Source organism: Thioclava litoralis (genome assembly GCF_045278885.1).
In the GTDB taxonomy this organism is placed as follows: Bacteria; Pseudomonadota; Alphaproteobacteria; order Rhodobacterales; family Rhodobacteraceae; genus Thioclava; species Thioclava litoralis.
On sequence record NZ_CP135443.1, the window covers coordinates 2,069,582 to 2,093,160 of the forward strand.

Genomic DNA, 23,579 nt, shown 5'->3' on the forward strand with positions numbered 1-23,579 from the left:
CTGTATCGGGGAAATATTCGTGCAAACTTCTGCCGAGGCCACAAATTTTATTACAAAGATGCATATATATTAATCATCACGCGGCGGTGACTGGCGCGAATTTAAGCAAATATAGGTTAAGTTTTTTCCCTAAGCAGGCTTGTTTTGCAAACTGCCGAACATCGCGAAGGGCAATGTTCGGCAGTGTTTTATATATTGTGGTTTTTTCCGAGCCTTAGCGCAAAAGTATGGGCCGAATCTTCAATTTCGCGACTGCGCCCGGCATATGGCGGTTCAGGCGGCGATTGATGAGCCCGAAAATCGTGATCACGGTCAGCGTCAGGCAGATAAAATAGAACGCGGCAATCGGGTAGGCGACAAAGGGGTTGAACGTCTTGTCGGCCAGATAGCTGGCATAATAAAGCGCATCGCCCTGTTGCCGGAAGGCGGGGAAGCCGGAAAAGAAGACCAGCGCCGTCGAGTGGAACAGGAAGATAGCTTCGTTCGTATAGGACGGCCACGCCAGCCGCAGCATGGTCGGCCATGTGATCTTGCGGAATTTCTTCCACCCCGAGAACCCATAGGCATCCGCAGCTTCCAGATCTCCCTTGGGAATGGAGCGCAGCGCACCATAGAAGATCTCGGCGGCATAGGCCGAGGTGTTGAGAAACAGCACCAAGGTCGCTCCGGCCCAAGCACGGGTGATCCACGAGGTCTCGATGGTGATCCCCAGCACGTCGATGCCGCTTTTGGGCAGCGAGGTCAGCAGTTCGTAGGCCAGAAAGAACTGGATGAACAGCGGCGAACCACGGAACAGGAAGACAAACCAGTCTGCCGGTTTGCGGATCCATGCCTGTTCGGCGGTCTTGCCAACGGCCAGCGCGGTGGCGAACAGAAAGCCCAGAGCCAGAGCCAGCACACCAAAATAGATATTCCACAGCATCCCCGAGCCGATCAGGGTGAATTCGTGGCAGAGTGTTAAATCGGTGCGCGGCAGCATTCTTTCGCCAAGCCCGATCGAGCGCAGACCGTAATCATGGATGATCTGGAAGCAGCTATCGCTCATATCGAAGCCTTTCGCATCTTTTCTCCGGCCAGAGTGGCCTGCCCGCGCGAGAGCCGCGTATTGATCCGGTCGAAGACCCATTCCGAGACTTTGGTCATCAGCAGATAGAACACCAGCAGGGCAAGGAAGTACCAGATCCGCCAGTCGGGATGCGGGAAATCATAGATGCCGGATTTCGTGGCCCCCAGCTCGCGGGCCCAGTAGACGATATCCTCGACGCCCAGCAGGAACAGCAGCGGCGTGGCCTTGATCAGGATCATCCACAAATTCGACAGCCCCGGCATGGCATAGACCCACATCTGCGGGATCAGGATGCGTCGGGTGATCTGGCGCTGTGTCAGCCCGTAGGCTTCGGCGGTTTCAAGCTGCGCGCGCGGCACGGCATTCATCGCTCCGAACAGCACATTGGCCGCAAAAGCACCGAAAACCACCGAAAATGCCACAACTGCCAGAATGAACCCGTAGATTTCATGGACGATCTGGGGGGCGGAATTGGGCGGAAGTTTTGCAGCGGGGCAGACGAGGAAGTTCATGTTCTGGCGCACCGGCTCTGTCCAGTCGGGGCAGAGCGTGATGTGGCGTAGATATTCCAGCCCCTGATCCAAAGCGATCGGGACGAATAGGAAAAAGATGATGTCGGGAATGCCGCGAACCATCGCGGTATAAGCTTTGCCGAAAACCCGCAAGGGCCACAGCCGCGAACGCGCCGCCAAGGCCCCGCCGAAGCCGAAAGCCAGAGCGATAGGGGCAGTGATCACCAAAAGCGCCAGAACCGTGCCGAAGGAGGCATAGAAAAGCAGGTGCTTGCCGGTGGTCAGATAGCATAAGAGCCAGCCGAGGCCGGAGAGGGCTGAAGGGTCTGTGCAGCTTTCGAACATCTGGGGAATAAGGGGCGGGACAAGCCCGCCCGCATGTCCTTAATAGGTTTGTGCGTCGTCGCCAAAATACTTGACGATGAGTTCGTTCAGGGTGCCGTCTTTCTTCATCGACTCGATGGCGGTATTGAATTTGGCTTTCAGTGCGGTATCCGATTTGCGCAAGCCCATGCCGACGCCATCGCCCAGTTGCACATCCTTGCCGACCCAATGCAGATCGCCCTGCTCGGCGAAGGGTTTCAGCGCGTCATAATCGGCAAAGACCGCATCTGCCTCGCCATTGCGCACGGCCGCAACCGAATCGTCCAACGTGGCGAATTCCATCAGGGTCTGGCCCGCCGAGGCCACATATTCCGATTGCAAGGTGTTGACCTGTGCCGCCACCATCGCACCTTTCAGATCGGTCGTCTCGTCAAGGGCCAGATATTTCGAGGCCGCAGGCGGGGTGTAGTTTTCGGTGAAGTCGATCGTCTTGGCACGTTCTTCGGTGATATTCATGCCCGCCATGATCGTGTCGTAATTGCCCGACAGAAGGTTCGGGATGATCGAATCCCAATCATTGGTGACCCATTCGCAGGTCAGTTCGGCACGGGCGCAAAGCTCGTCGCCCAGCTCGCGTTCAAAACCCGCGACCTGACCGTTATCGTCGATGTAGTTATAGGGAGGGTAGGCGCCCTCGGTCCCCATACGCACGACATCCTGCGCCAGCGCCGCGCTGGCACAAAGCGTCAGGGCACTCGCGGCCAAAAGAAGTTTTTTCATCGGATTCCCCTGTAGGTTTTTGTGGTCTTTATGGATGAAGAACGGTGTGTCAGGCCGGTGCGGTGGCTGACAGGAATTGCTGCAGGCGCTCGGATTTCGGCGCACCGAAGACCTCTTCGGGCGGACCTTCTTCCAGAAGTTTCCCCTGATGCAGAAACACGACATGGTCCGAGACATCCCGCGCCAATCGCATGTCATGGGTCACGAGGATCATCGTGCGGTGCTCTTTGGCAAGATCCTTGATGACCTTGACCACCTCCTGCTGCAATTCGGGATCAAGCGCCGAGGTCGGCTCGTCCAGAAGCAGGGCTTCGGGCTGCATACACAGCGCGCGCGCGATGGCCGCCCGCTGTTGCTGGCCTCCCGAAAGCTGGGCAGGCCAAGCATCGCATTTGTCCCCGATCCCCACCTTCGCCAGATAGTTGCGCGCCAGCGGCTCGACCTCTTTCGGGTCACGTCCCAGCACGGTCACCGGCGCTTCCATGACATTTTGCAGAATGGTCATATGCGACCATAGATTGAATTGCTGGAACACCATGGACAGATTGGTGCGCAGCCGCGTGACCTGCTTGCGATCTGCCGGACGGCGGCTCATTCCCGCGCCGCGCCACTGAACCTTTTCGCCCTTGAACAGGATCTCGCCGCCCTGACTGTCTTCCAGCAGGTTGCAGCAGCGTAAAAGGGTGGATTTTCCGGAACCGGACGAGCCGATCAGCGAGACGACCTCGCCGCGCTTCGCCTCGATCGAAACGCCGCGAAGCACCTCAAGCTGCCCGTAGCTCTTATAAAGATTACGGATTTCAATAACAGCATCCGTCGGGGCTGAGCGGGGGTCAACTGTCACGGGGAACCTTCTCTAAGTCGGCTTCTTTGCACCAAATTGCAGCAAAGAGCATATAAGAGGCAATCCCGGATACGGTATTTAGTTGAATTTTACGGCTAAGTTGATTTCGTGCCTATTTTTTAAGCAATAGGTCGCTGCGGTGCAGAGCCGGTGTCATGGCGTTTCTCGACCCTCTGGCGGGCAAGGGCGGAATCCACATCGGTGATGCCCAGCAGCTTCGAGGTCAGCCGGATCAGTGCATCCTCATCGGCATCGCGCGCGCCATCGGCCAGCGCCACTTCCCACAATGCCTCCAGAATGGCCGAGCGGTCGCCATAGGGCACCTTGTCTTTCAAGGCACGGGTAAAGCGCACGGTATCGGGGGCCTGTGCTTCCAGGTCTTCGGCCGCGTGGCGCAATTCGAGGGCGGCCTTTGCATCAAGGCCGCGCCCGATCAGAACGCGATGGATACGCTCGCGTTCGGCCTCGCTATAGGTTTCATCGGCCCGCGCAAGACGCACCAGAAGTGCGGCCAGAGCAAGCTCGCAATCTTCGGTATTCAGCGGATCAGGGTCAGGCGCGGACAGGGCCGCAAGAAGAGATTTGAACATGTAACAATCTTAATCCGGTTCCCTACGCGGGCAAATCACAGCGCCGTTTGGCGGGTGTTACTTCGGGCGTGCGGCTTTTTCGGCAATCCCCGAGATGCCCTCACGGCGTTCCAGCTCGGCCATCACCTGATCAAGCGTGACATCCCGTGCGGCCAGCATCACCATCAGGTGGTAAAGCACATCCGCCGCCTCCGAGGTCAGACGCTCGCGGTCGCCTTTCACCGCCTCGATGATCGCCTCAACGGCCTCTTCCCCGAATTTCTCGGCGCATTTCTCGGGGCCTTTCGCAAACAGCTTGGCCGTCCACGACGTTTCAGGGTCCGCCCCTTTGCGCGAGGCAACCGTCTCGTAAAGTTTCTCTAGTGTATTCATGACAGCCTCATCGGAATTCCGGCGCGCGCCATATGCTCTTTGGCCTCGCCAATCGTATAATCGCCAAAATGGAAGATCGACGCGGCCAGAACCGCGCTCGCCCCCCCCTTGGTCACACCTTCCACCAGATGGTCCAAGTTCCCCACACCGCCCGAGGCAATCACCGGCACATCCACCGCATCGGAAATCGCCTTCGTTAGGGGCAGGTTGAAACCGGCCCGTGTCCCGTCGCGATCCATCGAGGTCAGCAGGATCTCCCCCGCGCCCTTCGCCGCCACAGTGCGCGCAAATTCCACCGCATCAATCCCGGTCGATTTACGCCCGCCATGAGTGAAAATCTCCCAACGCCCGGGCTCGACGGTTTTGGCATCAATCGCGCAGACGATGCATTGGCTGCCGAAACGATCGGCCGAAGCCGCAATCACATCGGGGTCATTCACCGCCGCCGAATTGAAAGACACCTTATCCGCCCCCGCCAGAAGCAGTTTGCGCACATCCTCATGGCTGCGCACACCGCCCCCAACGGTCAAAGGCATAAAGCACTGCTCGGCGGTGCGGCGCACCAGATCATACATGGTGCCACGGTTTTCATGGGTCGCATGGATGTCCAGAAAACACAGCTCATCCGCGCCCGCCGCATCATAGGCCTTGGCCGCCTCCACAGGGTCGCCCGCATCCACCAGATTGACGAAATTGACACCCTTCACGACACGGCCATCCGCCACGTCCAAACAGGGAATAATCCGCGTCTTCAGCATATCTCGCGCTCCTTTCGCGCTCCCCGGGTTTCCAGCTGCCTGAAATATCCCGGGGGTGAATTGGGCCGAAAGGCCCAAGAGGGGGCAGAGCCCCTTAGCCCTTCAGCGCGGTCAGCGCCGCGCCCAGATCCAGCGCACCATCATAAATCGCCCGCCCCGAGATCGCCCCGGCAATCACGCCGGTATCGCGCAACGCCACCAGATCGGGCAAAGACGATACCCCACCCGAAGCAATCACCGGAATCGACACCGCTCGCGCCAAAGCCTCGGTCGCCTCGATATTCGGGCCACCCATCGCACCATCACGCATGATATCGGTGTAGATGATCGCCGCCACGCCAGCATCCTCGAAAGATTTCGCCAGATCGGTGACTATCACATCGGTCTCTTCCGCCCAGCCCTTGGTGGCCACGCGGCCATTGCGCGCATCAATCCCCACGGCCACCTTGCCCGGAAACGCCTTCGCCGCCTCGCGTACGAGGTCTGGGTTCTCCACCGCGACAGTGCCAAGGATCACACGGCTCAGCCCCTTATCCAGCCAGCGCTCGATCGTGGCCATATCGCGGATACCACCGCCCAGCTGGGCAGGCACTTTGATACGCGCCAGAATGGCCTCGACGGCAGCAGCATTCACCGGCTCGCCCGCAAAGGCCCCGTTGAGGTCCACCAGATGCACCCACTCGCAGCCAGCGGCCTCGAATTTCGCAGCCTGAGCGGCAGGGTCATCACCAAAGACGGTGGCCTTGTCCATGTCACCATGCAGAAGGCGCACGCATTGGCCGTCTTTAAGGTCGATGGCGGGATAAAGGATCATGATCGTCTCCGGTACTTACGGCTTCCAGCCGAGGAAATTGGCGATAATGCGCAGGCCAGTGGCCTGAGATTTCTCGGGGTGGAACTGGGTGCCGATGATATTGTCGCGCCCCACAATGGCGGTCACATCGCCTGCGTAATCCACATGGGCCAGCCGATGCGCCGGATCCGCCACGCGGAAATGGTAGCTATGGACGAAATAGGCGTGATCGCCCGTCTTGACGCCTTCGAAGACCGGATGCGCATGGTCGATCACCAGATCGTTCCAGCCCATATGCGGCACCTTCAGCGCGCTATCCGCAGGGGTGATCCTCACCACCTCACCTGGTATCCAGCCAAAGCCTTGGGTCTCGGTGAATTCCAGCCCGCGGGTTGCCAGCATCTGCATGCCGATGCAGATCCCCATGAAGGGCTTGCCAGTGCTGACCCCCTCAGAGATTGCCTCGTATAGCCCCGTAAAATTCTCCAGCGCCGCACGGCAGGACGGAAACGCCCCATCGCCCGGCAGCACGATACGGTCGGCCTTGGCCACCACATCAGGGTCCGAGGTCACCACGATCGTGCCGGCATTGGTCTCGCGGGCCATCCGCTCGAAGGCTTTCTGCGCCGAATGCAGGTTGCCGCTGTCGTAATCGACAAGTGCTGTCAGGGTCATCACAGCGCCCCTTTGGTCGAGGGCAGCGAAGTCGCCATGCGCGGGTCGGTCTCGACCGCCATACGCAGGGCGCGGGCTACCGCTTTGAAGGCGGCCTCGGCAATATGGTGGCTGTTGATCCCATGCACCAGATCGACATGCAGGGTGATCCCGCCATGCGTCGAGAAGCCTTGGAAGAACTCGCGCACCAGCTCGGTGTCGAACATGCCGATCTTGTCGGTCGGGAAGGGCAGGTTCCATACCAGATAGGGCCGCGCCGAAAGATCCAGCGCCGCACGCACCTGCGTATCATCCATCGCCAGCGCGAAATGGCCGTAGCGGTTGATGCCCTTCTTGTTGCCCAAAGCCTGTGTCAGCGCCTGACCCAGCGCAATGCCCACATCCTCGACCGTGTGGTGATCGTCGATATGGTAATCGCCCTCTGCGCGGATCGTCATATCGATCAGCGAGTGCCGCGAGAGCTGGTCCAGCATATGGTCAAAGAAGCCAACGCCGGTCTGGTTGTCATAGACACCGGTGCCGTCCAGATCGAGGGTGACCTCGATCGCGGTCTCATGGGTCTTGCGGGTGATGGTCGCCTTGCGCATGGGCCTATCCCTTGTTGTCTTGAGGGCCTTATAGGGCGGGGGATCAGGCCTTGCCAAGGGGAGCGCCGCCGATCACGGCGTAAAAGGCGCGATTGCGGCGGTAAATGCGGCATTGTCGCCCGTGGCGCGGGCCAGAACGATGCCGCCCTGTATCGCCGCCAGCATCTGTATGGCGCGCGCCTGCGCTGTTTCGGGAGAGAGGCCGCCGCGTTCCAGACATTGCGCAAGGGCCGCCTGCCAGTCGCGGAAGTAGCCCCGCACTTGGGCGGCGAACTGGTCGCGGGTCTGGTCCAGCGCGAAAGCCCCCACAAGGCAGATCCTCTGGCCGTCATGGAAATAGCGCGTCACCGCATGGAACATATGCGCAATCGCAGTCTCCGGCGGGTCATGCCGCAGCGGGGTAAAGATATGTGCCTCGAACCACTGGTCGATATCGGCCAGAACCGCACGGGCCATATCCGCTTTGCCGCCAGGGAAGAAATGGTACAGCGAGCTGCGCCCCGCGCCGGTCTTGTCTACAATGATGCCGATGCTGGCCCCCTCGTAGCCATAGGTCCGGAACAGTTCGGCAAGCTGGCGGATGAGGTCTGGCTTGTCGGGCATCGCTCAGCTCTTCCGTTGCGGGAGGGGGGTGGGGTAGGCGACGCCCTGCAGTTTGTGGAAGACGATCGCAATCCCCACAAGGCTGACCGCCCCCAGCAACACTGGCGTGAGCAGGAACATGAAGCCCGGATCGGTGGCAAAGACGATCAGCGGGTCGGCCCCTGCTGGCGGGTGGGTGACCCGCAAGGCGACCATAAGCGCGATGGCCAGCCCGACTGCAAGCGCCAGCGCCCACCAGCTTTCGGGCAGCGCCAGCCGCAGGCACAGGCCGGTCAGGCTGGCGACGAGATGGCCACCGATCACGTTCATCGGCTGCGAGAGCGGGGCCGATGGCGCGGCGAAAAGTAGCACGCAGCTTGCCCCGAACGGGGCCATCAGCAGCAAAAGGCTGGTTTCATTGCTGCCCAGAGCTAGTGCAGCAATGGCCGCAAAGCCGCCGAGGCCGGAGAGGGCTATGGCTTTGAATGTGGGCTGTGGCAGATAGCGGTGAAAAACGGGCATGGGGCGTCCTGTAATGATCATTCCATTATGTGAAACGATCATTACATCGCGGTGTCGGCAGTGTCAAAGTGCAATTCCGGATCTGGGATGAAAATGGCGATATGGGGAAAAACAAAAAGCCTCCCGCGAGGGAGGCCTTTTGATTGGAGCGGGCGAGGCGATTCGAACGCCCGACCCTAACCTTGGCAAGGTTATGCTCTACCCCTGAGCTACGCCCGCACCGAGCTATGTGTTGTCGTGGAGCGGGCGAGGCGATTCGAACGCCCGACCCTAACCTTGGCAAGGTTATGCTCTACCCCTGAGCTACGCCCGCACTTCACGACAAAACCTCTTTCGAGGCTGGGTTTTACCGAATTGGAGCGGGCGAGGCGATTCGAACGCCCGACCCTAACCTTGGCAAGGTTATGCTCTACCCCTGAGCTACGCCCGCACCGTTTCGGTGAGGGGCGATTTAAGGGATGGCGCGCGGACCTGCAAGGGGAAAAATCCGGAATTGCAAAAAATCTTTCCCATTCACTCCGTAGCCGAGCACTGTAAGCTGCGCAGAGCACGCAAACGACACGTAGGATTGGTTGGCTGGTTTCGCCTTATGTCTGAAGAAAGGGAGCAGCCGATAATGGCCAATTTGATTTTGTTGTATAAACCGAATTCTGTGTATGATGATCGGATTGAAGATAATACATTATATTACAGGCGCTTAGGTTAAGATGGTGAAGCATGGTGCCCGGCGGGGCCGTTCAGCGGGCGGTCAGAGTCATTCCTGCCGATGAGTTTCGGAAAATAGTGGATCTGGGAAAGCCGGTGTGAAACCGGCGACGGAACCCAAGCGCAACTTGCGGGTTAGCACCATGAACCGCGCTTGACGCGCTTTGCATGGAGGAAATGCGATGAATACCGATATGATCGAAGGCAAATGGAAAGAACTCACCGGCTCGGTCAAGGCGCAATGGGGCAAGCTGACCGATGACGAAATCGCCGAAGCCAATGGCAATCGCGAAAAGCTGGAAGGCCTGATCCAGCAGAAATATGGCAAGACGAAAGACGAGGCCAAGCACGAGGTCAACCGCTTCTTCGATAAGCTCTGAGCCTTCCGCTTCTGAAAAAGGCGCCCACCGGATCTGGTGGGCGCCTTTTTTGTTATTCCAGCTCGATCAGAAGATCTTTCGCATCGATCTGCGCGCCGGGGGTGACGTGGATCGCTTTCACCACCGCGTCGCGATCCGCCGAGAGGCCCGTCTCCATTTTCATCGCTTCGATGGTCAGAAGCAGGTCGCCTTGGCTGACCGTCTGTCCGACAGAGACCGCGATCGAGGCCACGACCCCCGGCATCGGCGCACCGATATGGTTGGGGTTGCCCGCATCCGCTTTGGGGGCCGCTTTCGTTGCGGCCTTGACGCTGCGATTGGGCACGCGCACGGCGCGCGGCTGGCCGTTGAGTTCGAAGAAGACCTTCACATCGCCCTTCTCGTCGGTCTCGCTGGCCGTCTGGTAGCGGATTTCCATCGTCTTGCCGGGGTCGATTTCCACCGCAATCTCGTCGGCAGGTTCCATCCCGTAGAAAAACACCGGCGTGGGCAGCGCACGCACCGGACCATAGGTCTCGTGGCGGCGGGCATAATCGGTGAAGACCTTCGGATACATGAGATAGGCGGCGAGATCCTCGTTATCGATCTCGGCCCCGTCCAGTTCCGCCGAAAGTTTCGCACGGGTCTCTTCCAGATCAACGGCAGGCAGGTGCAGGCCGGGACGTTCGGTCGAGGGGCGCTCGTCTTTCAGCACCTTCTTCGAGATTGCTTCCGGCCAGCCTCCGGGCGGTTGGCCCAGATTGCCGCGCAGCATATCCACCACCGAATCGGGGAAGGACATCTCGCGTTTGGGGTCGAGCACATCGGTCTTGGTCAGCCCCTGTGCCACCATCATCAGCGCCATATCGCCCACAACCTTGGACGAAGGGGTCACCTTCACGATATCACCGAAGATCTGGTTGGCATCGGCATAGGCCTGAGCGACCTCGTGCCAGCGCTCTTCCAGCCCAAGCGAGCGGGCCTGAGCCTTGAGGTTGGTGAACTGCCCGCCGGGCATCTCATGCAGATAGACCTCCGATGCAGGGGCCTGCATGCCCGATTCAAAGGCCGCATACTGGCCGCGCACGGCCTCCCAATAGTTCGACATGCGGCGGATGGTTCCGATATCCAGCCCCGTGTCGCGCGGGGTATGGCGCAGAGCCTCGACGATCGAGCCAAGGCAGGGTTGCGAGGTGCCGCCCGAAAACGCATCCATCGCCGCATCGACCGCATCCACACCGGCTTCGGCGGCTGCCAGAATGGTCGCCCCCGCCACGCCCGAGGTGTCATGCGTGTGGAAATGGATCGGCAGGCCGACCTCTTCCTTCAAGGCGCGCACTAGCATTCCGGCCTGAGTGGGTTTCAGAAGCCCCGCCATATCCTTCAGCCCCAGAATATGGGCGCCTGCGGCCTCAAGCTCTTTCGCCATGCCGACATAGTATTTCAGGTCGTATTTTGACCGCGCCGGATCCAGAAGATCGCCGGTATAGCAGATCGTACCTTCGCAGACCTTATTCGCCTCGATCACCGCATCCATCGCGACGCGCATATTCTCGACCCAGTTGAGGCTATCGAAGACGCGGAACACATCCACGCCCGAGGTCGCGGCCTGTTTCACGAAGAACTGCACCACATTATCGGGGTAGTTGGTATAGCCCACACCATTCGAGGCGCGCAGCAGCATCTGCGTCATCACATTGGGCATCGCCGCGCGAATGTCGCGCAAGCGCTGCCACGGGCATTCCTGCAAGAAGCGGTAAGCCACATCGAAGGTCGCACCGCCCCAGCACTCGACCGAGAAGAGATCGCCCAGATTGGCCGCATAGACCGGTGCGGCCTTGATCATATCGATCGACCGCATCCGCGTCGCCAGCAGCGATTGGTGGCCGTCGCGCATGGTGGTGTCGGTCAGCAGCAGCTTCGTCTGTGCCTTCATCCAGTCAGCTACGGCCTGCGGGCCTTTTTCTTCCAGCAGGTTGCGCGTGCCGGGTTTCACCGTGCCGCCGAGATCGGGCAGGACAGGCGGTTTGGCATCGGCCGCAGGCTTGGCACGACCTGTCGTTTCCGGATGCCCGTTCACGGTGATATCGGCGATGTAGTTCAGGATCTTCGTGCCGCGGTCCGCGCGGGTCTTGAAGTCGAATAGATCCGGCGTGGTATCGATGAATTTCGTCGTATAGCTCATATCCAGGAAGGTCGGATGCTTGAGCAGGTTGATGACGAAATCGATATTGGTCGACACCCCGCGCACGCGGAATTCGCGCAGCGCACGGTCCATGCGCGAGATCGCCTGTTCCGGCGTCGGCGCACGGGCGGTGACCTTGACCAGAAGGCTGTCATAATAGCGGGTGATCACGCCGCCCGCATAGGCGGTGCCGCCATCCAGACGGATGCCATTACCCGTGGCCGAGCGATAGGCCTGAATGCGGCCATAATCGGGGATGAAGTTGTTCTGCGGATCTTCGGTGGTCACGCGGCATTGCATCGCATGGCCCAGAAGGTGCACATCCGCCTGACTGGCGACGCCCGTCGCTTCGGCCAGAGTGGCGCCTTCCGCGATGCGGATCTGGCTTTGCACGATGTCGATGCCGGTCACCTCTTCGGTGACGGTATGTTCCACCTGCACGCGCGGATTGACCTCGATGAAGTAGAACTTCTCGGTGTCCATATCCATCAGGAATTCAACGGTGCCTGCGTTCTGATAGCCCACAGCCTGACCGATTTTCAGCGCCAGTGCACAGACCTCTTCGCGCTGCTCTGGCGAAAGATAGGGGGCAGGGGCGCGCTCGACGACTTTCTGGTTGCGGCGCTGCACGGTGCAGTCGCGTTCGTAAAGATGATAGAGATGGCCATGCGTATCGCCCAGAAGCTGCACCTCGACGTGGCGGGCACGCAGGATCATCTTCTCCAGATAGCCCTCGCCATTACCAAAGGCGGCCTCGGCCTCGCGGCGGCCTTCGCGGACCTTCTCCACCAGCTCCTCGGGGCCGTTGATCGGACGCATGCCGCGCCCGCCACCACCCCAAGAGGCCTTCAGCATCAGCGGATAGCCGATCTCGGCGGCCTCTGCCTTGATCGCGTCGAAATCATCGCCCAGCACTTCGGTCGCGGGGATCACCGGCACATCGGCCTTGATCGCCACACGCCGCGCCGAGGCCTTGTCGCCCAAAGCCCGCATCGTTTCGGCCTTGGGGCCGATGAAGGTGATGCCGTTCTTGGCACAGGCTTCCACGAAATCGGGGTTCTCCGACAGCAGACCGTAACCGGGATGGATCGCATCCGCACCCGAGAGCTTGGCCACGCGGATGATCTCGTCAATCGCCAGATAGGCGCCGACGGGGCTGAGCCCCTTGCCGATCTGATAGGCTTCGTCGGCCTTGAACCGGTGCAGGCCCAGCTTGTCTTCTTCGGCATAGACCGCAACGGTCTTCTTACCCAGTTCATTGGCGGCGCGCATCACGCGGATGGCAATCTCGCCTCGGTTGGCAACAAGGATCTTTTCGAACATCGAGCCATTCTCCTCCTACTCGTCCAGGCCGAAGCCTAGCGATGCCGCAGTGCAGCGCAAGTCTTCATGCTTTGAAAATATGCAAAACCGGAAAGTTTTTTTTACCAAAACTTCGCATTTTGCCCGAACGGCCCCGCGACGTCGATTTTTGCAGCGTTCGCGACCTGCCGCGGCACACCGATCCGGCAGGCTATTGACAGATGCCCCGCTTCGGGCAAAGCAGGGCCCATGACGGATTTCCGCCCGGTGGGCTATATCATTGGTCTTCTGATAACCGCGCTGGGCATTTTCATGCTGATTCCGGCGGCACTGGACCTGTATCGCGGGGACCCCAACTGGTATGCCTTTGCCGAAAGCGCGTTTATCTGCGTGGCAAGCGGCGGACTTCTGGCAATGGCGGCGCATGACAGTCTGGGCGCGGTGCTGACCCTGCGCCAGAGTTTCGTGCTGACCAGCGGCGTCTGGCTGGCCCTGCCTGCGATGGGGGCGCTGCCCTTTATCATCGGGGCGCCGCATCTGTCGTTCACCGATGCCTATTTCGAGGCGATGTCGGGCATGACAACCACCGGCACCACCGTGATCCCCAAGCTTGATGCCTTGCCGCATTCGGCCAATCTCTGGCGGGCCATCCTGCAATGGCTGGGGGGGCTGGGGATCATCATCGTTGCCATGATCTTCCTGCCGGTGATGAAAGTGGGCGGGATGCAGTTTTTCCGGTCCGAAGGGTTCGATACGCTTGGAAAGGTGCTGCCCCGTGCCCGCGAGATCTCGCGCGCCCTGATCCGTATCTATCTCGGGCTTTCGATCCTGTGCTGTGCGGCTTTCATGATGTCGGGGATGAACCTCTATGACGCGATCCTGCATGCGCTGACCACCATCTCCACCGGCGGTTTTTCCAGCGAGGACAAAAGCTTCGGCGCCTATCTGGGGGCCCCGGAATATGTGGCCTCGGTCTTCATGCTGCTGGCGGCCATGCCCTTTATCCGCTTCGTCCAGCTTGTGCAGGGGGATGCCCTGCCGCTCTGGCGCGATCCGCAGGTGCGCGCTTTCCTGCGCTGGCATCTTTATGCGATCGTTGCCATCGTCTTCTATCGTATGATGCGGAGCGAGGATCCGTTCTGGCCGACCCTGCGCGAGACCATCTTCAACGTGGTTTCCACCTTTACCGGCACCGGATATTCCTCGGTGGATGTTACGGCTTGGGGGCATATGGCCTTCGTGATCCTGATCGTAGTGGGGCTGATCGGGGGCTGCACGGCCTCGACGGGCTGTTCGGTCAAGGTGTTCCGCTACCTGATCCTGATCGAGTCGATCAAGGCGCAGGTCCGCCGCCTCTACAGCCCGCACCGCGTGACGCTGATCCGCTATGACGGGCATCCGGTGGCCGAAGATGTGGTGAACTCGGTCATGGCGTTTTTCTCGTTTTTCATTCTCAGCTTCGGCCTGCTGATCGTGGCCTTGGCGCTGACGGGGCTGGAAACCCGCACCGCGATCACGGCGGCATGGACTGCCATTGCCAATGTCGGCCCCTGCTGGGGGCCGGAGGTCTCGGCCAATGGGTCGATCGTCAACTTCCCCGAAACCGCGAAATGGCTGATGTCCTTCGGGATGTTCCTTGGGCGGCTCGAGCTACTTTCGGTGCTTGTGCTGTTTCTGCCGCGGTTCTGGCGGGGCTGAGCGGGGCCTGAGCGCCCTGAACGATAACCGTTCTGCCGATCGCGCCTCCCGCGCTCAAAAATGGCGGATGCTCAGAAGCATAGGTCGTTGAATCTCTGACGTATGCTGATTTCGGATGAAAGTGCGGCGCTGTCGAGTTGCCCTTTGCGTGCCAGAATAATCGCTTTTGCGGCATCGACACGATAGACGATTTCGTCCATGCAGCCTCTTTCCCACCGGAAAATCTCTCCTTTGAAGTCATATATCCCGGCGGCCACCCGTGTTGCGCTGTAAAAACTCACGAAATTACCGACTTCTTTGACGAGTGCCGCAGTTTCTTGCCCATCCATTTCGTGGCGCAAGATCAGATAGGCTTTCGTTGCTGGATCCAGACCATCATCGAAATTCGGCACGAGGGCAAAAGACTCGATCATTAATCGGCTCGTAACACCGTCTTTCTCGATAACCCTGTCAACCAACTGATGGCGTTTCGCAATATGCACCCGCTTGCAGTCAGGGCTGTCGCCTAGATAGTCTTTGCAGCTTGTTCCTCCTGCAGCGGCAGATTGAGCAAAGAACAGGCTTGCGAGTAGAAACGTTATCCTGAGCACCGGCGGTAGTCCTTCGGTAGGGGGTATAATATGTGAGCGCGGATCGTGGCCAACAAACCATCGAATGAGGTGTCGAGGTCGAAAACGGGCATTGAAAGGCCGGCCATGACGTCGGCTTATCGGGTGGCGCCGTGCAAAAAACTGTATGAAATGGTGTTAGAGAAATCGGGCGCCCCGAGGGGCGCCCACTGTCGTCAGCCAAGCGCATCGTTGCAGCGTTGACAGGTGTGGGGGTGCTTATGCGTGCCGACATCCGGCAGGATGCGCCAGCAGCGCTCGCATTTCTCGCCATCGGCCATCTCGAAGACCACAGCCACGCCCGTCACATCGGGCAGGCGGAAGGCTTCGGCTGGGGCCGGATCGGCGGTCAGCGTCAGGGCGGAGGTGATGCAGAGATCCTCGAAGGGCACCGTTTTCAGCACCTCCAGCAGATCGGCATCTTCCACATGAACCACCGGTGCGGCTTCCAGCGAGGCGCCGATCACCTTGTCGCGGCGCTGCACTTCCAGAGCCGCCGTTACCGCGCGGCGGGCACGGCGGATCGCTTCCCACTTCTTGGCCAGAGCCTCGTCACGCCAAGCATTGGGCGTTTCGGGGAAGTCCTCCAAGTGGACCGAGGCCTCGGCACCATCAAAGCGCGACAGCCAGACGTCTTCCATCGTGAAGGGCAGGATCGGCGCGAGCCATGTGGTCAAGCGGTGGAACAGGATATCCATCACCGTGCGCGCTGCGCGGCGGCGGATGCTATCTGCCGGATCACAGTAAAGCGCATCCTTGCGGATATCGAAATGGAAGGCCGAGAGCTCGATCGTGCAGAAGGTGAAGAGCTTCTGGAACACGGACTGGAAGTTGAAGGCGCGGTAATCGGCCTGGATTTCCGCGTCCAGCTCCGCCAGACGGTGCAGGATGAATCGCTCGAGTTCGGGCATCTGCGCGACATCCAGACGCTCGCTCTCGTCGAAATCCTTCAGCGCGCCCAGCATATAGCGCAGGGTATTACGCAAGCGGCGGTAGCTATCGGCCACGCCTTTCAGGATCTTCGGGCCGATCCGCTGGTCTGCGGTGTAGTCCGATTGCGCCACCCACAGACGCAAAATGTCCGCGCCATATTCCGAGATCACCTCTTGCGGGGCCACGGTATTGCCGATGGATTTGGACATTTTCATGCCCTTCTCATCCAGCGTGAAGCCGTGGGTCACCACATTGCGGTAAGGCGCACGGCCCTTGGTGGCCGAGGCTTGCAGGAGCGAGGAATGGAACCAGCCACGGTGCTGGTCGGTGCCTTCCAGATAGACATCGGCGATGCCATCCTTAGTGCCGTCCGCGCGGTCACGCAGCACGAAAGCATGGGTGGACCCGCTATCGAACCACACGTCGAGCACGTCGAAGACCTGATTATAGTCATCGGGGTTCACGATGCCGTCCAGAACGCGGGCCTTGAAGCCCTCCTCATACCAGACATCCGCGCCTTTTTCCTCGAAGGCTGCGGTGATGCGGGCATTCACTTCGGCATTGCGCAGCAGGAAATCCTCGGCATCGGGTTTCGCCCCGACCTTGGTGAAGCAGGTCAGCGGCACGCCCCATGCGCGCTGGCGCGACAGAACCCAGTCAGGGCGCGTCTCGATCATCGAATGCAGGCGGTTCTTGCCGCGCTCGGGGGTGAAGGCCACCAGCTCTTCGATGGATTTCAGCGCGCGCTCGCGGATGGTATCGCCATAGGTGCCCATGCCATCGTCCATCTTCACATCGATCGCGGCAAACCATTGCGGCGTATTGCGATAGATCAGCGGCGCTTTGGAACGCCAGCTATGCGGATAGCTGTGCTTCAGCTTGCCTTTGGCCAGAAGCGCACCGGCATAGGCCAGTTGCTTGATGTTTTCCACATTGGCGGGGCCGTCCTTGCCATCATCGGCCACGATCTTCATGCCTGCAAAGAGCGGCAGATCGGCGCGATAGGAGCCATCGGCCTCGATATTATAGGTCATCTTGAGGCCGAATTTCAGGCCCAGCTGATAGTCGTCATCGCCGTGCGAGGGCGCGGTATGGACAAAGCCCGTACCGGCATCATCGGTCACATGATCGCCCGGCAGCATGGGGACATCGTAATCCCATTCGCCATTGGCACCTTCGACACCCGCATAGGGGTGGTTCAGAACAACGCCTTCAAATTCCGACGTCGCCACATCGCGGATGCGCGAATAGCCCTCGACCTTGGCGGAATTCATTACGTCATCGGCCAGCTTGTCGGCCAGCACGATCAACTCGCCCGCCTCAGCGGTCGATTTGTCGGCGGGGATATCCACGCGGTAAAGCCCGTAGGACATCGACGGACCATAGGCCACCGCGCGGTTTTGCGGGATGGTCCAAGGCGTGGTGGTCCAGATCACGACCGAAGCACCTTCCAGCACATCGGCCTTGGGCTTGAAGCGGACCCAGATCATATGGCTGGTGTGGTCGTGATATTCGACCTCGGCCTCGGCCAGAGCGGTTTTTTCAACCGGCGACCACATCACGGGTTTCGAGCCCTGATAGAGCGTGCCATTCATCAGGAAGGTCATGAATTCTTCCGCGATGACGCGCTCGGCGTGGAAGTTCATGGTCAGGTAGGGGTCGTCCCAGTTGCCATAGACGCCGAGGCGCTTGAATTCCTCGCGCTGGATGTTGACCCAGCCTTCGGCGAATTTGCGGCATTCCTGACGGAAGTCGATGACAGGCACCTCGTCCTTGTCCTTGCCCGCCTTGCGGTATTGTTCTTCGATCTTCCATTCGATCGGCAGGCCGTGGCAATCCCAGCCCGGCACATAACGGGCGTCATGGCCCATCATCTGATGCGAGCGGGTGATGATATCCTTGATGACCTTGTTCAGCGCGTGACCGATATGCAGGTGGCCATTGGCATAGGGAGGGCCGTCATGCAGCGTGAAAGGTGTGCGGCTGCCCGCTTTGGCCTTGTCGCGCAGGCGGTCATAGATGCCGATTTTCGCCCAGCGGTCGAGCCATTCGGGCTCGCGCATGGGCAGCCCTGCGCGCATCGGAAAGTCGGTTTCGGGCAGGAAGACGGTATCGTGGTAATCGACGGATTTGTCGGTTGTGTCGGCACACATAGGGGGAACATCCTTGGAAGGGGATCGGTCGGGCGGCGGCTTGCCTGCCCGTCATTCGGTACACATCACCCGGCTACCCTGACGCGTCAGAGCGCCGGGCCGGTAATTCGCAGGATGTGGTCACGCAATGTCATGAGGGCCTTATAGGCGGGGAGGCAGGTCTGGGCAAGCGCTTGCTTGCAGGAGATGGCAGGCAGGGGCGCTGCCCCTCTTGGGGCTTTGCCCCAATTCACCCCGGGATATTTGGGGCAGCTGGAGGCGGTTATGAAAAAGGCACCCCGAAGGGTGCCTTTCCTTGGATCTGGTCGGGCGCTTAGTTGCGCGATTTGTCGACCAGTTTGCCTTTGCCGATCCAGGGCATCATTTCGCGCAGTTTCGCGCCGACGCGCTCGATCTCGTGCTCGTCATTGGCACGGCGCGAGGCTTTGAGCGTCGGTTGGCCGACGGAGTTTTCCAGCATGAAGTCGCGGACGAATTTGCCGGTCTGGATGTCCGACAGGACGGCTTTCATGCGGGCTTTGGTTTCCTCGTAGGGAAGAACGCGCGGGCCGGACACGTATTGGCCGTATTCTGCGGTGTTCGAGATCGAGTAATCCATGGTGGCGATGCCGCCTTCATAGATCAGGTCCACGATCAGTTTCATTTCGTGCAGGCACTCGAAATAGGCCATTTCCGGCTCGTAGCCCGCTTCGACGAGGGTTTCGAAGCCGCAACGGATCAGTTCGACCACGCCACCGCACAGAACGGCCTGTTCGCCGAAGAGGTCGGTTTCGCATTCCTGACGGAAGTTGGTCTCGATGATGCCCGAGCGGCCGCCACCGATGGCCGAGCAATAGGAGAGCGCGATGTCCTGCGCGCGGCCCGATGCGTCGGTTTCAACGGCGAAGAGGCAGGGCACGCCGCCGCCTTTGACATATTCGCCACGCACGGTGTGGCCCGGGCCTTTGGGGGCCATCATGATGACGTCGACGCCGGCTTTCGGCTCGATCAGGCCGAAATGCACGTTCAGGCCGTGTGCGAATGCGATTGCCGCACCTTCGCGCAGGTTGTCATGGACGTATTTCTTGTAGGTTTCGGCCTGCAGCTCGTCGGGCATGGCGAACATGATGACATCTGCCCAAGCGGCGGCTTCGGCGATGCCCATGACTTTCAGGCCTTCGGCTTCGGCTTTCTTGGCCGAGGGCGACCCTTCGCGCAGCGCGATGGCAAGGTTTTTCGCGCCCGAATCGCGCAGGTTCAGCGCGTGGGCATGGCCTTGGCTGCCATAGCCGAGGATGGCAACCTTGAGGTCCTTGATCAGGTTCACATCGCAGTCGCGATCATAGAATACACGCATGTTCTTTCCTCCACTTGCGTTTGGTGCGCAGTTTACAGGCTGTGGTCGGAATTCCCATGACGTTTTGTATGAATTATGTGTAATAATGAAATTCCAATTCGGAAATAATGCATATGGTGTAATAGTCATGCAAATTGATGATGTGGACCGGAGGATTTTGCGCCATCTGATGGCCGATCCCTCGCAAAGCAATGCCGATCTGGCCGAGCGGGCGGGGCTGACCACGGCCACCTGCTGGCGCCGGATCGAGAAGATGCAGGCCGAAGGGGTGCTGCAGGGGCGGCAGGCGATTATCAACTGGCGCGCTTTGGGCTGGGAGGTGGAGGTGTCTTTACGCTTCACGCTGGACAAGACCAACCCGCGGTCCTTCGACCAGTTTCTGGAGGCGGCGCGGCAGGTGCCCGAGGTGATCGAGATCCAGACCTTTCTGGGCCAGACCGATGTGCGGTTGAATGTGATTGCCCGCGATATGGCGCATTACCAGCAGATCTATCGCAGCCAGATCCTGTCATTACCGCATATCCAAGAGACAGACGCCCTGATGCTGATTTCCAAGGTGAAGGACAGCACGGAGCTGCCGCTATGATCGCGCTGGATGATACGGACCGCCAGATCCTGCGGGCCTTGGCCGAGGATGGCACGCTGAATGCCGGTGCTTTGGGGCGGCGGCTGGGGATGTCGCAGCCCTCGGCGTGGCGGCGGGTGAAGCGGTTGCAGGAGGCGGGCGTGCTGGCGGGGACGCGGGTGGTGATCGACCGCGCGGCGGTGGGCTTTGGGGTGACGGTCTTTCTGGGGATCAAGCTGGCGACCCGTGGCCGCGTCAGCCTTGAGGATTTCGAGCGCGCGGCAGGGGCGATCCCCGAGGTGCAGGTGATCCAGCACGTCCTTGGGCAGTTCGACTACCGCCTTCAGGTGACGGCCCGCGACATCCCCGATTTCGAGCGCGTCCTGCGTCGCCGGATCATGACCTTGCCGGCGGTGGGGCATGTGGAGGCGAATGTGATGCTGTCGGAAGAGCGGCGGCTTGGGCCGCTTGGGTAATGGTCAAATATACGCCTTTTGGTTACTTTTTGGGCTATCCTTGGTAATGCTAGGTGAAATCAGGCCCTTGGCTTCGGGGCAGCATGGACCTTCGCGATATTTGCGGGGATCTATGCGGAAAGAGGAGAGCGTATGTTTGACCAGAAGGGCCTGCCGCAGATGCAGCGCAGTCATGGCGAGGCTGCCGTGCGCTTTCATGCGGGGCGGCTGAAAGGGTTGCGTCAGCGTGGCTCGGCCAAGGCGCAACTGCCGCGGGTGGGTGATGTGCCGGAGGTGGTGTTTCTGAATACCTCGGGCGGGCTGACCTCGGGCGATACGCTGTCCTATGCGCTGGAGATCGAGGGCGGGCGGGTCGTGGCGACCACGCAGGCCGCCGAGCGCGCCTATCGCGCCGATCAGGGCGCAGCGCTTGTGCGGGTAAGCCATCAGGTGGGCGCGGGCGCTTGGCTGGATTGGCTGCCGCAGGAGACGATCCTGTTTGATCGGTCCAATATCGACCGTCACACGGTGATCGAACTGGCTCCTGATGCGGGCTGTCTGATGCTGGAGGCCGTGGTGCTGGGACGGCAGGCGATGGGTGAGACGGTGGAAACGCTCGCGCTGCGCGACCGCCGCGAGATCCGCCGCGCGGGGCGGCCCGTGATGATCGAACCCTTTGCCATGGGCTCGGCGGCATTGGGGCAGAGGGGCGCGATCTTGGGCGATGCCCGTGCCTTTGCTACCGTGGTGATGTGCTGTCAGGGGGCGGAGGACGCGCTTGGCCGCCTGCGCGATGTGCTTGACGAAGAGGGGGTCGAGGCGGCAGCTTCGGGCTTTGACGGTAAGGTGATTATGCGGTGTATCGCCAAGGACGGCTGGCCGCTTCGGAAACAATTATTGCGGGCGATGGCGGTCTTGCGGGGCAATAGGCCCGCGCCGCGTGTCTGGCAGATCTGAAGAAGAGGGATAAGATGAACCTGACCCCGAGGGAAAAGGAAAAGCTGATGGTCAGCCTTGCCGCCATGGTGGCGCGCGGGCGGCTGGAGCGCGGTGTGAAGCTCAACCACCCCGAGGCGATTGCGATCATCTCCGATTTCGTGGTCGAGGGCGCGCGGGCAGGCCGGTCGGTGGCCGAGCTGATGGAAACCGGCGCCGAGGTGATCACCCGCGAACAATGTATGGAGGGCATCCCCGAGATGATCCATTCCATTCAGGTCGAGGCCACTTTCCCCGATGGCACGAAACTCGTGACCGTCCACCACCCCATTCGTTGATACCCCCCATTCGCTGATACCAAGGACATCCCATGAAACATCTCAAGAAAACCATTGCTGCCGCCGCTTTGCTGCCCAGCGTTGCTATGGCGCATCCGGGCCATGAGGCAGGCTCTGTCATGGCCGGTATGGCGCATCCGCTGTCTGGCGCGGACCATATTCTGGCGATGGTCGCCATTGGCCTGATGGCCGTGCAACTGGGTGGCCGCGCGCTTTGGGCGGTGCCTGCGGGCTTTGTGGGCGCGATGCTGGTCGGTGCGGCGATGGGCGCACATGGCGTGCCGTTCTTCTCGGTCGAGCCGCTGATCCTTGCCTCGATCATCGTGCTGGGCGCGGTGGTGGCGCTGTCGGCACGCCTGCCGGTGGCGGCTCTGGTGCCGATGGTGGCGCTTTTCGGCATGGCGCATGGCTGGGCGCATGGGGCGGAAGGTCCGGCGCATGGGATGGTGGCCTATTTTGCGGGCTTCACGCTGGCGACTGCCGGTCTCCATGTCGCGGGCATGGTCTTTGGCCGCGTGATCCATCGTTTCGCTTTGCGCGGCTTGGGCGTTGCCACGGCGGCGGCGGGGCTTGCTCTGGCGTTCGCGGGGTAAGCGCATGATCCCTGGTGAAATCCTCCCCGCTGCAGGCGAGATCACGCTGAACGAAGGGCTGACCCCGATCACCCTTCTGGTTGCCAATACCGGAGACCGGCCCATTCAGGTCGGGAGCCACTACCATTTTGCCGAGACCAACCCCGGTCTGCAGTTCGACCGCGAGGCCGCGCGGGGCTATCGTCTGGATATCGCCGCAGGCACCGCCGTGCGCTTCGAGCCGGGCCAGTCGCGCGAGGTCACGCTTGTGCCCTATCGCGGCACCCGCGAGGTCTGGGGCTTCAACCAGCAGGTCATGGGGAAGCTGTAACCCCGAGGGAGCATATCATGTCGCCAGTGACGGCCTATCGTTTATGGTTTGAATATGCCCGTATGATGGGCGAGGCGCAGATGGTGATTGCCATGCGTGTCGCCGGAATGGCCGGTTTCTGGTCGATGGCGCCGTCCGAGATGACGCGGATCGTCGCGGAAAAACAGAAGGCCGCTGTGGAAAGCTGGACCAAAGCCTCGCAGGCGGCAGTCTCGGGCAAGCCGCCGGAAACGGTTGCTCGGGCGGCCTTGCGGCCTGTGGCGCGGCGCACTCGCGCCAATGTCAAGCGGCTGGGCAAACGCGGCCCTTCTGTTCCGGGGCGCAAATGAGGGCGGCTGTTGTTGTGGCGCTTTTGTGGGGCGCACCCCTCTGGGCGCAAGACTGCGCGGACCCGCAGACGCAGGCCGATATGACGGGCTGCGCGGCGCTTGATTTCGCGCAAGCCGATGCCGCTCTGAATGCGGAATATGCTGCGACCCGCGACCGTGCCAAGGCGCGGGGCGCAGCTCAGGCCGATGCGCTCTTGCAGGCGCAGCGGGCCTGGATTGCCTATCGTGATGCCGCCTGCAAGGCGCAGGGGCTCGAATTCGAGGGTGGCTCCCTAGAGCCCATGGTCGTGGCTATGTGCAAGACCGAGCTAACACAGCGGCGCAGCGAGGATCTGCGCCGCCTCTACGAAAACCAGTGAGTGGAGGCTT

At 60.6% G+C, this 23,579-nt stretch carries 26 protein-coding genes and 3 tRNA genes; 10 read left to right on the forward strand and 19 right to left on the reverse strand.

Annotated elements, in window-relative coordinates; all coding sequences use genetic code 11:
- Positions 1-214: 214 nt before the first annotated feature.
- The 15 genes from RPE78_RS10215 to RPE78_RS10285 all read right to left on the reverse strand — a co-directional run bounded on the left by RPE78_RS10215 (position 215) and on the right by RPE78_RS10285 (position 8,835).
- Positions 215-1,045: an ABC transporter permease subunit gene (locus tag RPE78_RS10215; RefSeq protein WP_339109373.1), complete on the reverse strand. Its 831-nt coding sequence runs from the start codon at positions 1,043-1,045 to the stop codon at positions 215-217.
- Positions 1,042-1,923: an ABC transporter permease subunit gene (locus tag RPE78_RS10220; RefSeq protein WP_339109374.1), complete on the reverse strand. Its 882-nt coding sequence runs from the start codon at positions 1,921-1,923 to the stop codon at positions 1,042-1,044. Before RPE78_RS10220 ends, RPE78_RS10215 begins: the two co-directional genes overlap by 4 nt.
- A 39-nt stretch (positions 1,924-1,962) precedes the next feature.
- On the reverse strand, positions 1,963-2,682 hold the full coding sequence (locus RPE78_RS10225; protein WP_339109375.1) for a transporter substrate-binding domain-containing protein: 720 nt from the start codon (positions 2,680-2,682) through the stop codon (positions 1,963-1,965).
- A 49-nt stretch (positions 2,683-2,731) separates the two neighbouring features.
- Positions 2,732-3,526 (reverse strand): amino acid ABC transporter ATP-binding protein, encoded by a 795-nt coding sequence (locus RPE78_RS10230; protein ID WP_339109376.1) that lies wholly within the window; start codon positions 3,524-3,526, stop codon positions 2,732-2,734.
- A 119-nt stretch (positions 3,527-3,645) separates the two neighbouring features.
- A complete protein-coding gene (locus RPE78_RS10235) occupies positions 3,646-4,116 on the reverse strand; it encodes a TerB family tellurite resistance protein (protein WP_406720486.1) in 471 nt (156 codons plus the stop codon).
- Between the two features lie 57 nt (positions 4,117-4,173).
- Positions 4,174-4,488, reverse strand: coding sequence for a phosphoribosyl-ATP diphosphatase (locus RPE78_RS10240; protein ID WP_406720487.1), 315 nt, complete (start codon positions 4,486-4,488; stop codon positions 4,174-4,176).
- The gene (gene hisF / locus RPE78_RS10245) at positions 4,485-5,246 is read right to left on the reverse strand and encodes an imidazole glycerol phosphate synthase subunit HisF (protein ID WP_339109379.1); all 762 of its coding nucleotides are present in this window, start codon (positions 5,244-5,246) and stop codon (positions 4,485-4,487) included. Before hisF ends, RPE78_RS10240 begins: the two co-directional genes overlap by 4 nt.
- Positions 5,247-5,340: 94 nt before the next feature.
- Positions 5,341-6,060 carry a 1-(5-phosphoribosyl)-5-[(5-phosphoribosylamino)methylideneamino]imidazole-4-carboxamide isomerase gene (gene hisA, locus RPE78_RS10250; RefSeq protein WP_406720488.1) on the reverse strand — a complete coding sequence of 240 codons (720 nt, stop codon included), beginning with the start codon at positions 6,058-6,060 and terminating at the stop codon, positions 5,341-5,343.
- 15 nt (positions 6,061-6,075) lie between these two features.
- Positions 6,076-6,714 carry an imidazole glycerol phosphate synthase subunit HisH gene (hisH, locus tag RPE78_RS10255; protein ID WP_406720489.1) on the reverse strand — a complete coding sequence of 213 codons (639 nt, stop codon included), beginning with the start codon at positions 6,712-6,714 and terminating at the stop codon, positions 6,076-6,078.
- Positions 6,714-7,301, reverse strand: coding sequence for an imidazoleglycerol-phosphate dehydratase HisB (gene hisB / locus RPE78_RS10260; protein WP_339109382.1), 588 nt, complete (start codon positions 7,299-7,301; stop codon positions 6,714-6,716). The genes hisH and hisB overlap by 1 nt, the downstream gene beginning before the upstream one ends.
- 72 nt (positions 7,302-7,373) lie before the next feature.
- The gene (locus tag RPE78_RS10265; protein WP_406720490.1) at positions 7,374-7,904 is read right to left on the reverse strand and encodes a TetR/AcrR family transcriptional regulator; all 531 of its coding nucleotides are present in this window, start codon (positions 7,902-7,904) and stop codon (positions 7,374-7,376) included.
- A 3-nt stretch (positions 7,905-7,907) separates the two neighbouring features.
- Positions 7,908-8,405: an HPP family protein gene (locus RPE78_RS10270; RefSeq protein ID WP_339109384.1), complete on the reverse strand. Its 498-nt coding sequence runs from the start codon at positions 8,403-8,405 to the stop codon at positions 7,908-7,910.
- A gap of 144 nt (positions 8,406-8,549) precedes the next feature.
- Positions 8,550-8,624: transfer RNA gene (locus tag RPE78_RS10275), tRNA-Gly, on the reverse strand.
- A 19-nt stretch (positions 8,625-8,643) separates the two neighbouring features.
- Positions 8,644-8,718 (reverse strand) — tRNA-Gly (locus RPE78_RS10280).
- A gap of 42 nt (positions 8,719-8,760) precedes the next feature.
- Positions 8,761-8,835 (reverse strand) — tRNA-Gly (locus tag RPE78_RS10285).
- Between the two features lie 457 nt (positions 8,836-9,292).
- On the opposite strand from RPE78_RS10285, the gene RPE78_RS10290 reads away from it, so the two are divergent.
- Positions 9,293-9,490 carry a CsbD family protein gene (locus RPE78_RS10290; RefSeq protein ID WP_339109386.1) on the forward strand — a complete coding sequence of 66 codons (198 nt, stop codon included), beginning with the start codon at positions 9,293-9,295 and terminating at the stop codon, positions 9,488-9,490.
- A gap of 52 nt (positions 9,491-9,542) precedes the next feature.
- Here the strand turns inward: RPE78_RS10290 and RPE78_RS10295 are convergent, their stop codons facing one another.
- Entirely contained in the window at positions 9,543-12,977 is a 3,435-nt protein-coding gene (locus RPE78_RS10295; protein ID WP_406720491.1) for a pyruvate carboxylase, read from the reverse strand.
- Between the two features lie 228 nt (positions 12,978-13,205).
- On the opposite strand from RPE78_RS10295, the gene RPE78_RS10300 reads away from it, so the two are divergent.
- On the forward strand, positions 13,206-14,654 hold the full coding sequence (locus RPE78_RS10300; RefSeq protein WP_339109388.1) for a TrkH family potassium uptake protein: 1,449 nt from the start codon (positions 13,206-13,208) through the stop codon (positions 14,652-14,654).
- 71 nt (positions 14,655-14,725) lie between these two features.
- On the opposite strand, the gene RPE78_RS10305 is transcribed toward RPE78_RS10300, so the two are convergent.
- The 3 genes from RPE78_RS10305 to ilvC all read right to left on the reverse strand — a co-directional run bounded on the left by RPE78_RS10305 (position 14,726) and on the right by ilvC (position 19,684).
- On the reverse strand, positions 14,726-15,244 hold the full coding sequence (locus RPE78_RS10305; protein WP_406720492.1) for a hypothetical protein: 519 nt from the start codon (positions 15,242-15,244) through the stop codon (positions 14,726-14,728).
- A 194-nt stretch (positions 15,245-15,438) separates the two neighbouring features.
- On the reverse strand, positions 15,439-18,348 hold the full coding sequence (ileS, locus tag RPE78_RS10310) for an isoleucine--tRNA ligase (protein WP_406720493.1): 2,910 nt from the start codon (positions 18,346-18,348) through the stop codon (positions 15,439-15,441).
- 313 nt (positions 18,349-18,661) lie between these two features.
- Positions 18,662-19,684, reverse strand: a complete 1,023-nt coding sequence (gene ilvC, locus RPE78_RS10315; RefSeq protein WP_339109391.1) for a ketol-acid reductoisomerase — start codon at positions 19,682-19,684, stop codon at positions 18,662-18,664.
- Between the two features lie 127 nt (positions 19,685-19,811).
- Here ilvC and RPE78_RS10320 point away from each other — a divergent pair, with 127 nt between their 5' ends.
- From RPE78_RS10320 to RPE78_RS10355, 8 genes are all read left to right on the forward strand, one after another.
- Complete coding sequence (locus RPE78_RS10320; RefSeq protein WP_339109392.1) at positions 19,812-20,270, forward strand: Lrp/AsnC family transcriptional regulator; 459 nt, start codon at positions 19,812-19,814, stop codon at positions 20,268-20,270.
- Complete coding sequence (locus tag RPE78_RS10325) at positions 20,267-20,725, forward strand: Lrp/AsnC family transcriptional regulator (protein ID WP_339109393.1); 459 nt, start codon at positions 20,267-20,269, stop codon at positions 20,723-20,725. Before RPE78_RS10320 ends, RPE78_RS10325 begins: the two co-directional genes overlap by 4 nt.
- A 132-nt stretch (positions 20,726-20,857) precedes the next feature.
- Positions 20,858-21,661, forward strand: a complete 804-nt coding sequence (locus tag RPE78_RS10330; protein WP_406720494.1) for an urease accessory protein UreD — start codon at positions 20,858-20,860, stop codon at positions 21,659-21,661.
- 14 nt (positions 21,662-21,675) lie between these two features.
- The gene (locus RPE78_RS10335; RefSeq protein WP_339109394.1) at positions 21,676-21,978 is read left to right on the forward strand and encodes an urease subunit gamma; all 303 of its coding nucleotides are present in this window, start codon (positions 21,676-21,678) and stop codon (positions 21,976-21,978) included.
- Positions 21,979-22,010: 32 nt separating this feature from the next.
- A complete protein-coding gene (locus RPE78_RS10340) occupies positions 22,011-22,571 on the forward strand; it encodes a HupE/UreJ family protein (protein WP_406720495.1) in 561 nt (186 codons plus the stop codon).
- Between the two features lie 4 nt (positions 22,572-22,575).
- The gene (locus RPE78_RS10345) at positions 22,576-22,881 is read left to right on the forward strand and encodes an urease subunit beta (RefSeq protein WP_406720496.1); all 306 of its coding nucleotides are present in this window, start codon (positions 22,576-22,578) and stop codon (positions 22,879-22,881) included.
- 17 nt (positions 22,882-22,898) lie between these two features.
- Positions 22,899-23,210, forward strand: coding sequence for an antifreeze protein (locus RPE78_RS10350; RefSeq protein ID WP_406720497.1), 312 nt, complete (start codon positions 22,899-22,901; stop codon positions 23,208-23,210).
- Complete coding sequence (locus RPE78_RS10355) at positions 23,207-23,569, forward strand: lysozyme inhibitor LprI family protein (protein WP_406720498.1); 363 nt, start codon at positions 23,207-23,209, stop codon at positions 23,567-23,569. The genes RPE78_RS10350 and RPE78_RS10355 overlap by 4 nt, the downstream gene beginning before the upstream one ends.
- Positions 23,570-23,579 lie beyond the last annotated feature (10 nt).

Bases quoted from the DNA above. Each gene is read 5' to 3' on its own strand.
- RPE78_RS10350 (WP_406720497.1), top strand. From the start codon at position 22,899: ATGTCGCCAGTGACGGCCTATCGTTTATGGTTTGAATATGCCCGTATG.
- RPE78_RS10330 (WP_406720494.1), top strand. From the start codon at position 20,858: ATGTTTGACCAGAAGGGCCTGCCGCAGATGCAGCGCAGTCATGGCGAG.
- RPE78_RS10215 (WP_339109373.1), bottom strand. From the start codon at position 1,045: ATGAGCGATAGCTGCTTCCAGATCATCCATGATTACGGTCTGCGCTCG.
- hisF (WP_339109379.1), bottom strand. From the start codon at position 5,246: ATGCTGAAGACGCGGATTATTCCCTGTTTGGACGTGGCGGATGGCCGT.
- RPE78_RS10270 (WP_339109384.1), bottom strand. From the start codon at position 8,405: ATGCCCGTTTTTCACCGCTATCTGCCACAGCCCACATTCAAAGCCATA.
- ilvC (WP_339109391.1), bottom strand. From the start codon at position 19,684: ATGCGTGTATTCTATGATCGCGACTGCGATGTGAACCTGATCAAGGAC.
- RPE78_RS10300 (WP_339109388.1), top strand. From the start codon at position 13,206: ATGACGGATTTCCGCCCGGTGGGCTATATCATTGGTCTTCTGATAACC.
- RPE78_RS10320 (WP_339109392.1), top strand. From the start codon at position 19,812: ATGCAAATTGATGATGTGGACCGGAGGATTTTGCGCCATCTGATGGCC.
- RPE78_RS10335 (WP_339109394.1), top strand. From the start codon at position 21,676: ATGAACCTGACCCCGAGGGAAAAGGAAAAGCTGATGGTCAGCCTTGCC.
- RPE78_RS10235 (WP_406720486.1), bottom strand. From the start codon at position 4,116: ATGTTCAAATCTCTTCTTGCGGCCCTGTCCGCGCCTGACCCTGATCCG.
- RPE78_RS10220 (WP_339109374.1), bottom strand. From the start codon at position 1,923: ATGTTCGAAAGCTGCACAGACCCTTCAGCCCTCTCCGGCCTCGGCTGG.
- hisA (WP_406720488.1), bottom strand. From the start codon at position 6,060: ATGATCCTTTATCCCGCCATCGACCTTAAAGACGGCCAATGCGTGCGC.
- RPE78_RS10295 (WP_406720491.1), bottom strand. From the start codon at position 12,977: ATGTTCGAAAAGATCCTTGTTGCCAACCGAGGCGAGATTGCCATCCGC.
- RPE78_RS10325 (WP_339109393.1), top strand. From the start codon at position 20,267: ATGATCGCGCTGGATGATACGGACCGCCAGATCCTGCGGGCCTTGGCC.
- RPE78_RS10290 (WP_339109386.1), top strand. From the start codon at position 9,293: ATGAATACCGATATGATCGAAGGCAAATGGAAAGAACTCACCGGCTCG.
- RPE78_RS10225 (WP_339109375.1), bottom strand. From the start codon at position 2,682: ATGAAAAAACTTCTTTTGGCCGCGAGTGCCCTGACGCTTTGTGCCAGC.
- RPE78_RS10340 (WP_406720495.1), top strand. From the start codon at position 22,011: ATGAAACATCTCAAGAAAACCATTGCTGCCGCCGCTTTGCTGCCCAGC.
- RPE78_RS10265 (WP_406720490.1), bottom strand. From the start codon at position 7,904: ATGCCCGACAAGCCAGACCTCATCCGCCAGCTTGCCGAACTGTTCCGG.
- ileS (WP_406720493.1), bottom strand. From the start codon at position 18,348: ATGTGTGCCGACACAACCGACAAATCCGTCGATTACCACGATACCGTC.
- RPE78_RS10355 (WP_406720498.1), top strand. From the start codon at position 23,207: ATGAGGGCGGCTGTTGTTGTGGCGCTTTTGTGGGGCGCACCCCTCTGG.
- RPE78_RS10345 (WP_406720496.1), top strand. From the start codon at position 22,576: ATGATCCCTGGTGAAATCCTCCCCGCTGCAGGCGAGATCACGCTGAAC.
- hisB (WP_339109382.1), bottom strand. From the start codon at position 7,301: ATGCGCAAGGCGACCATCACCCGCAAGACCCATGAGACCGCGATCGAG.
- RPE78_RS10240 (WP_406720487.1), bottom strand. From the start codon at position 4,488: ATGAATACACTAGAGAAACTTTACGAGACGGTTGCCTCGCGCAAAGGG.
- hisH (WP_406720489.1), bottom strand. From the start codon at position 6,714: ATGACCCTGACAGCACTTGTCGATTACGACAGCGGCAACCTGCATTCG.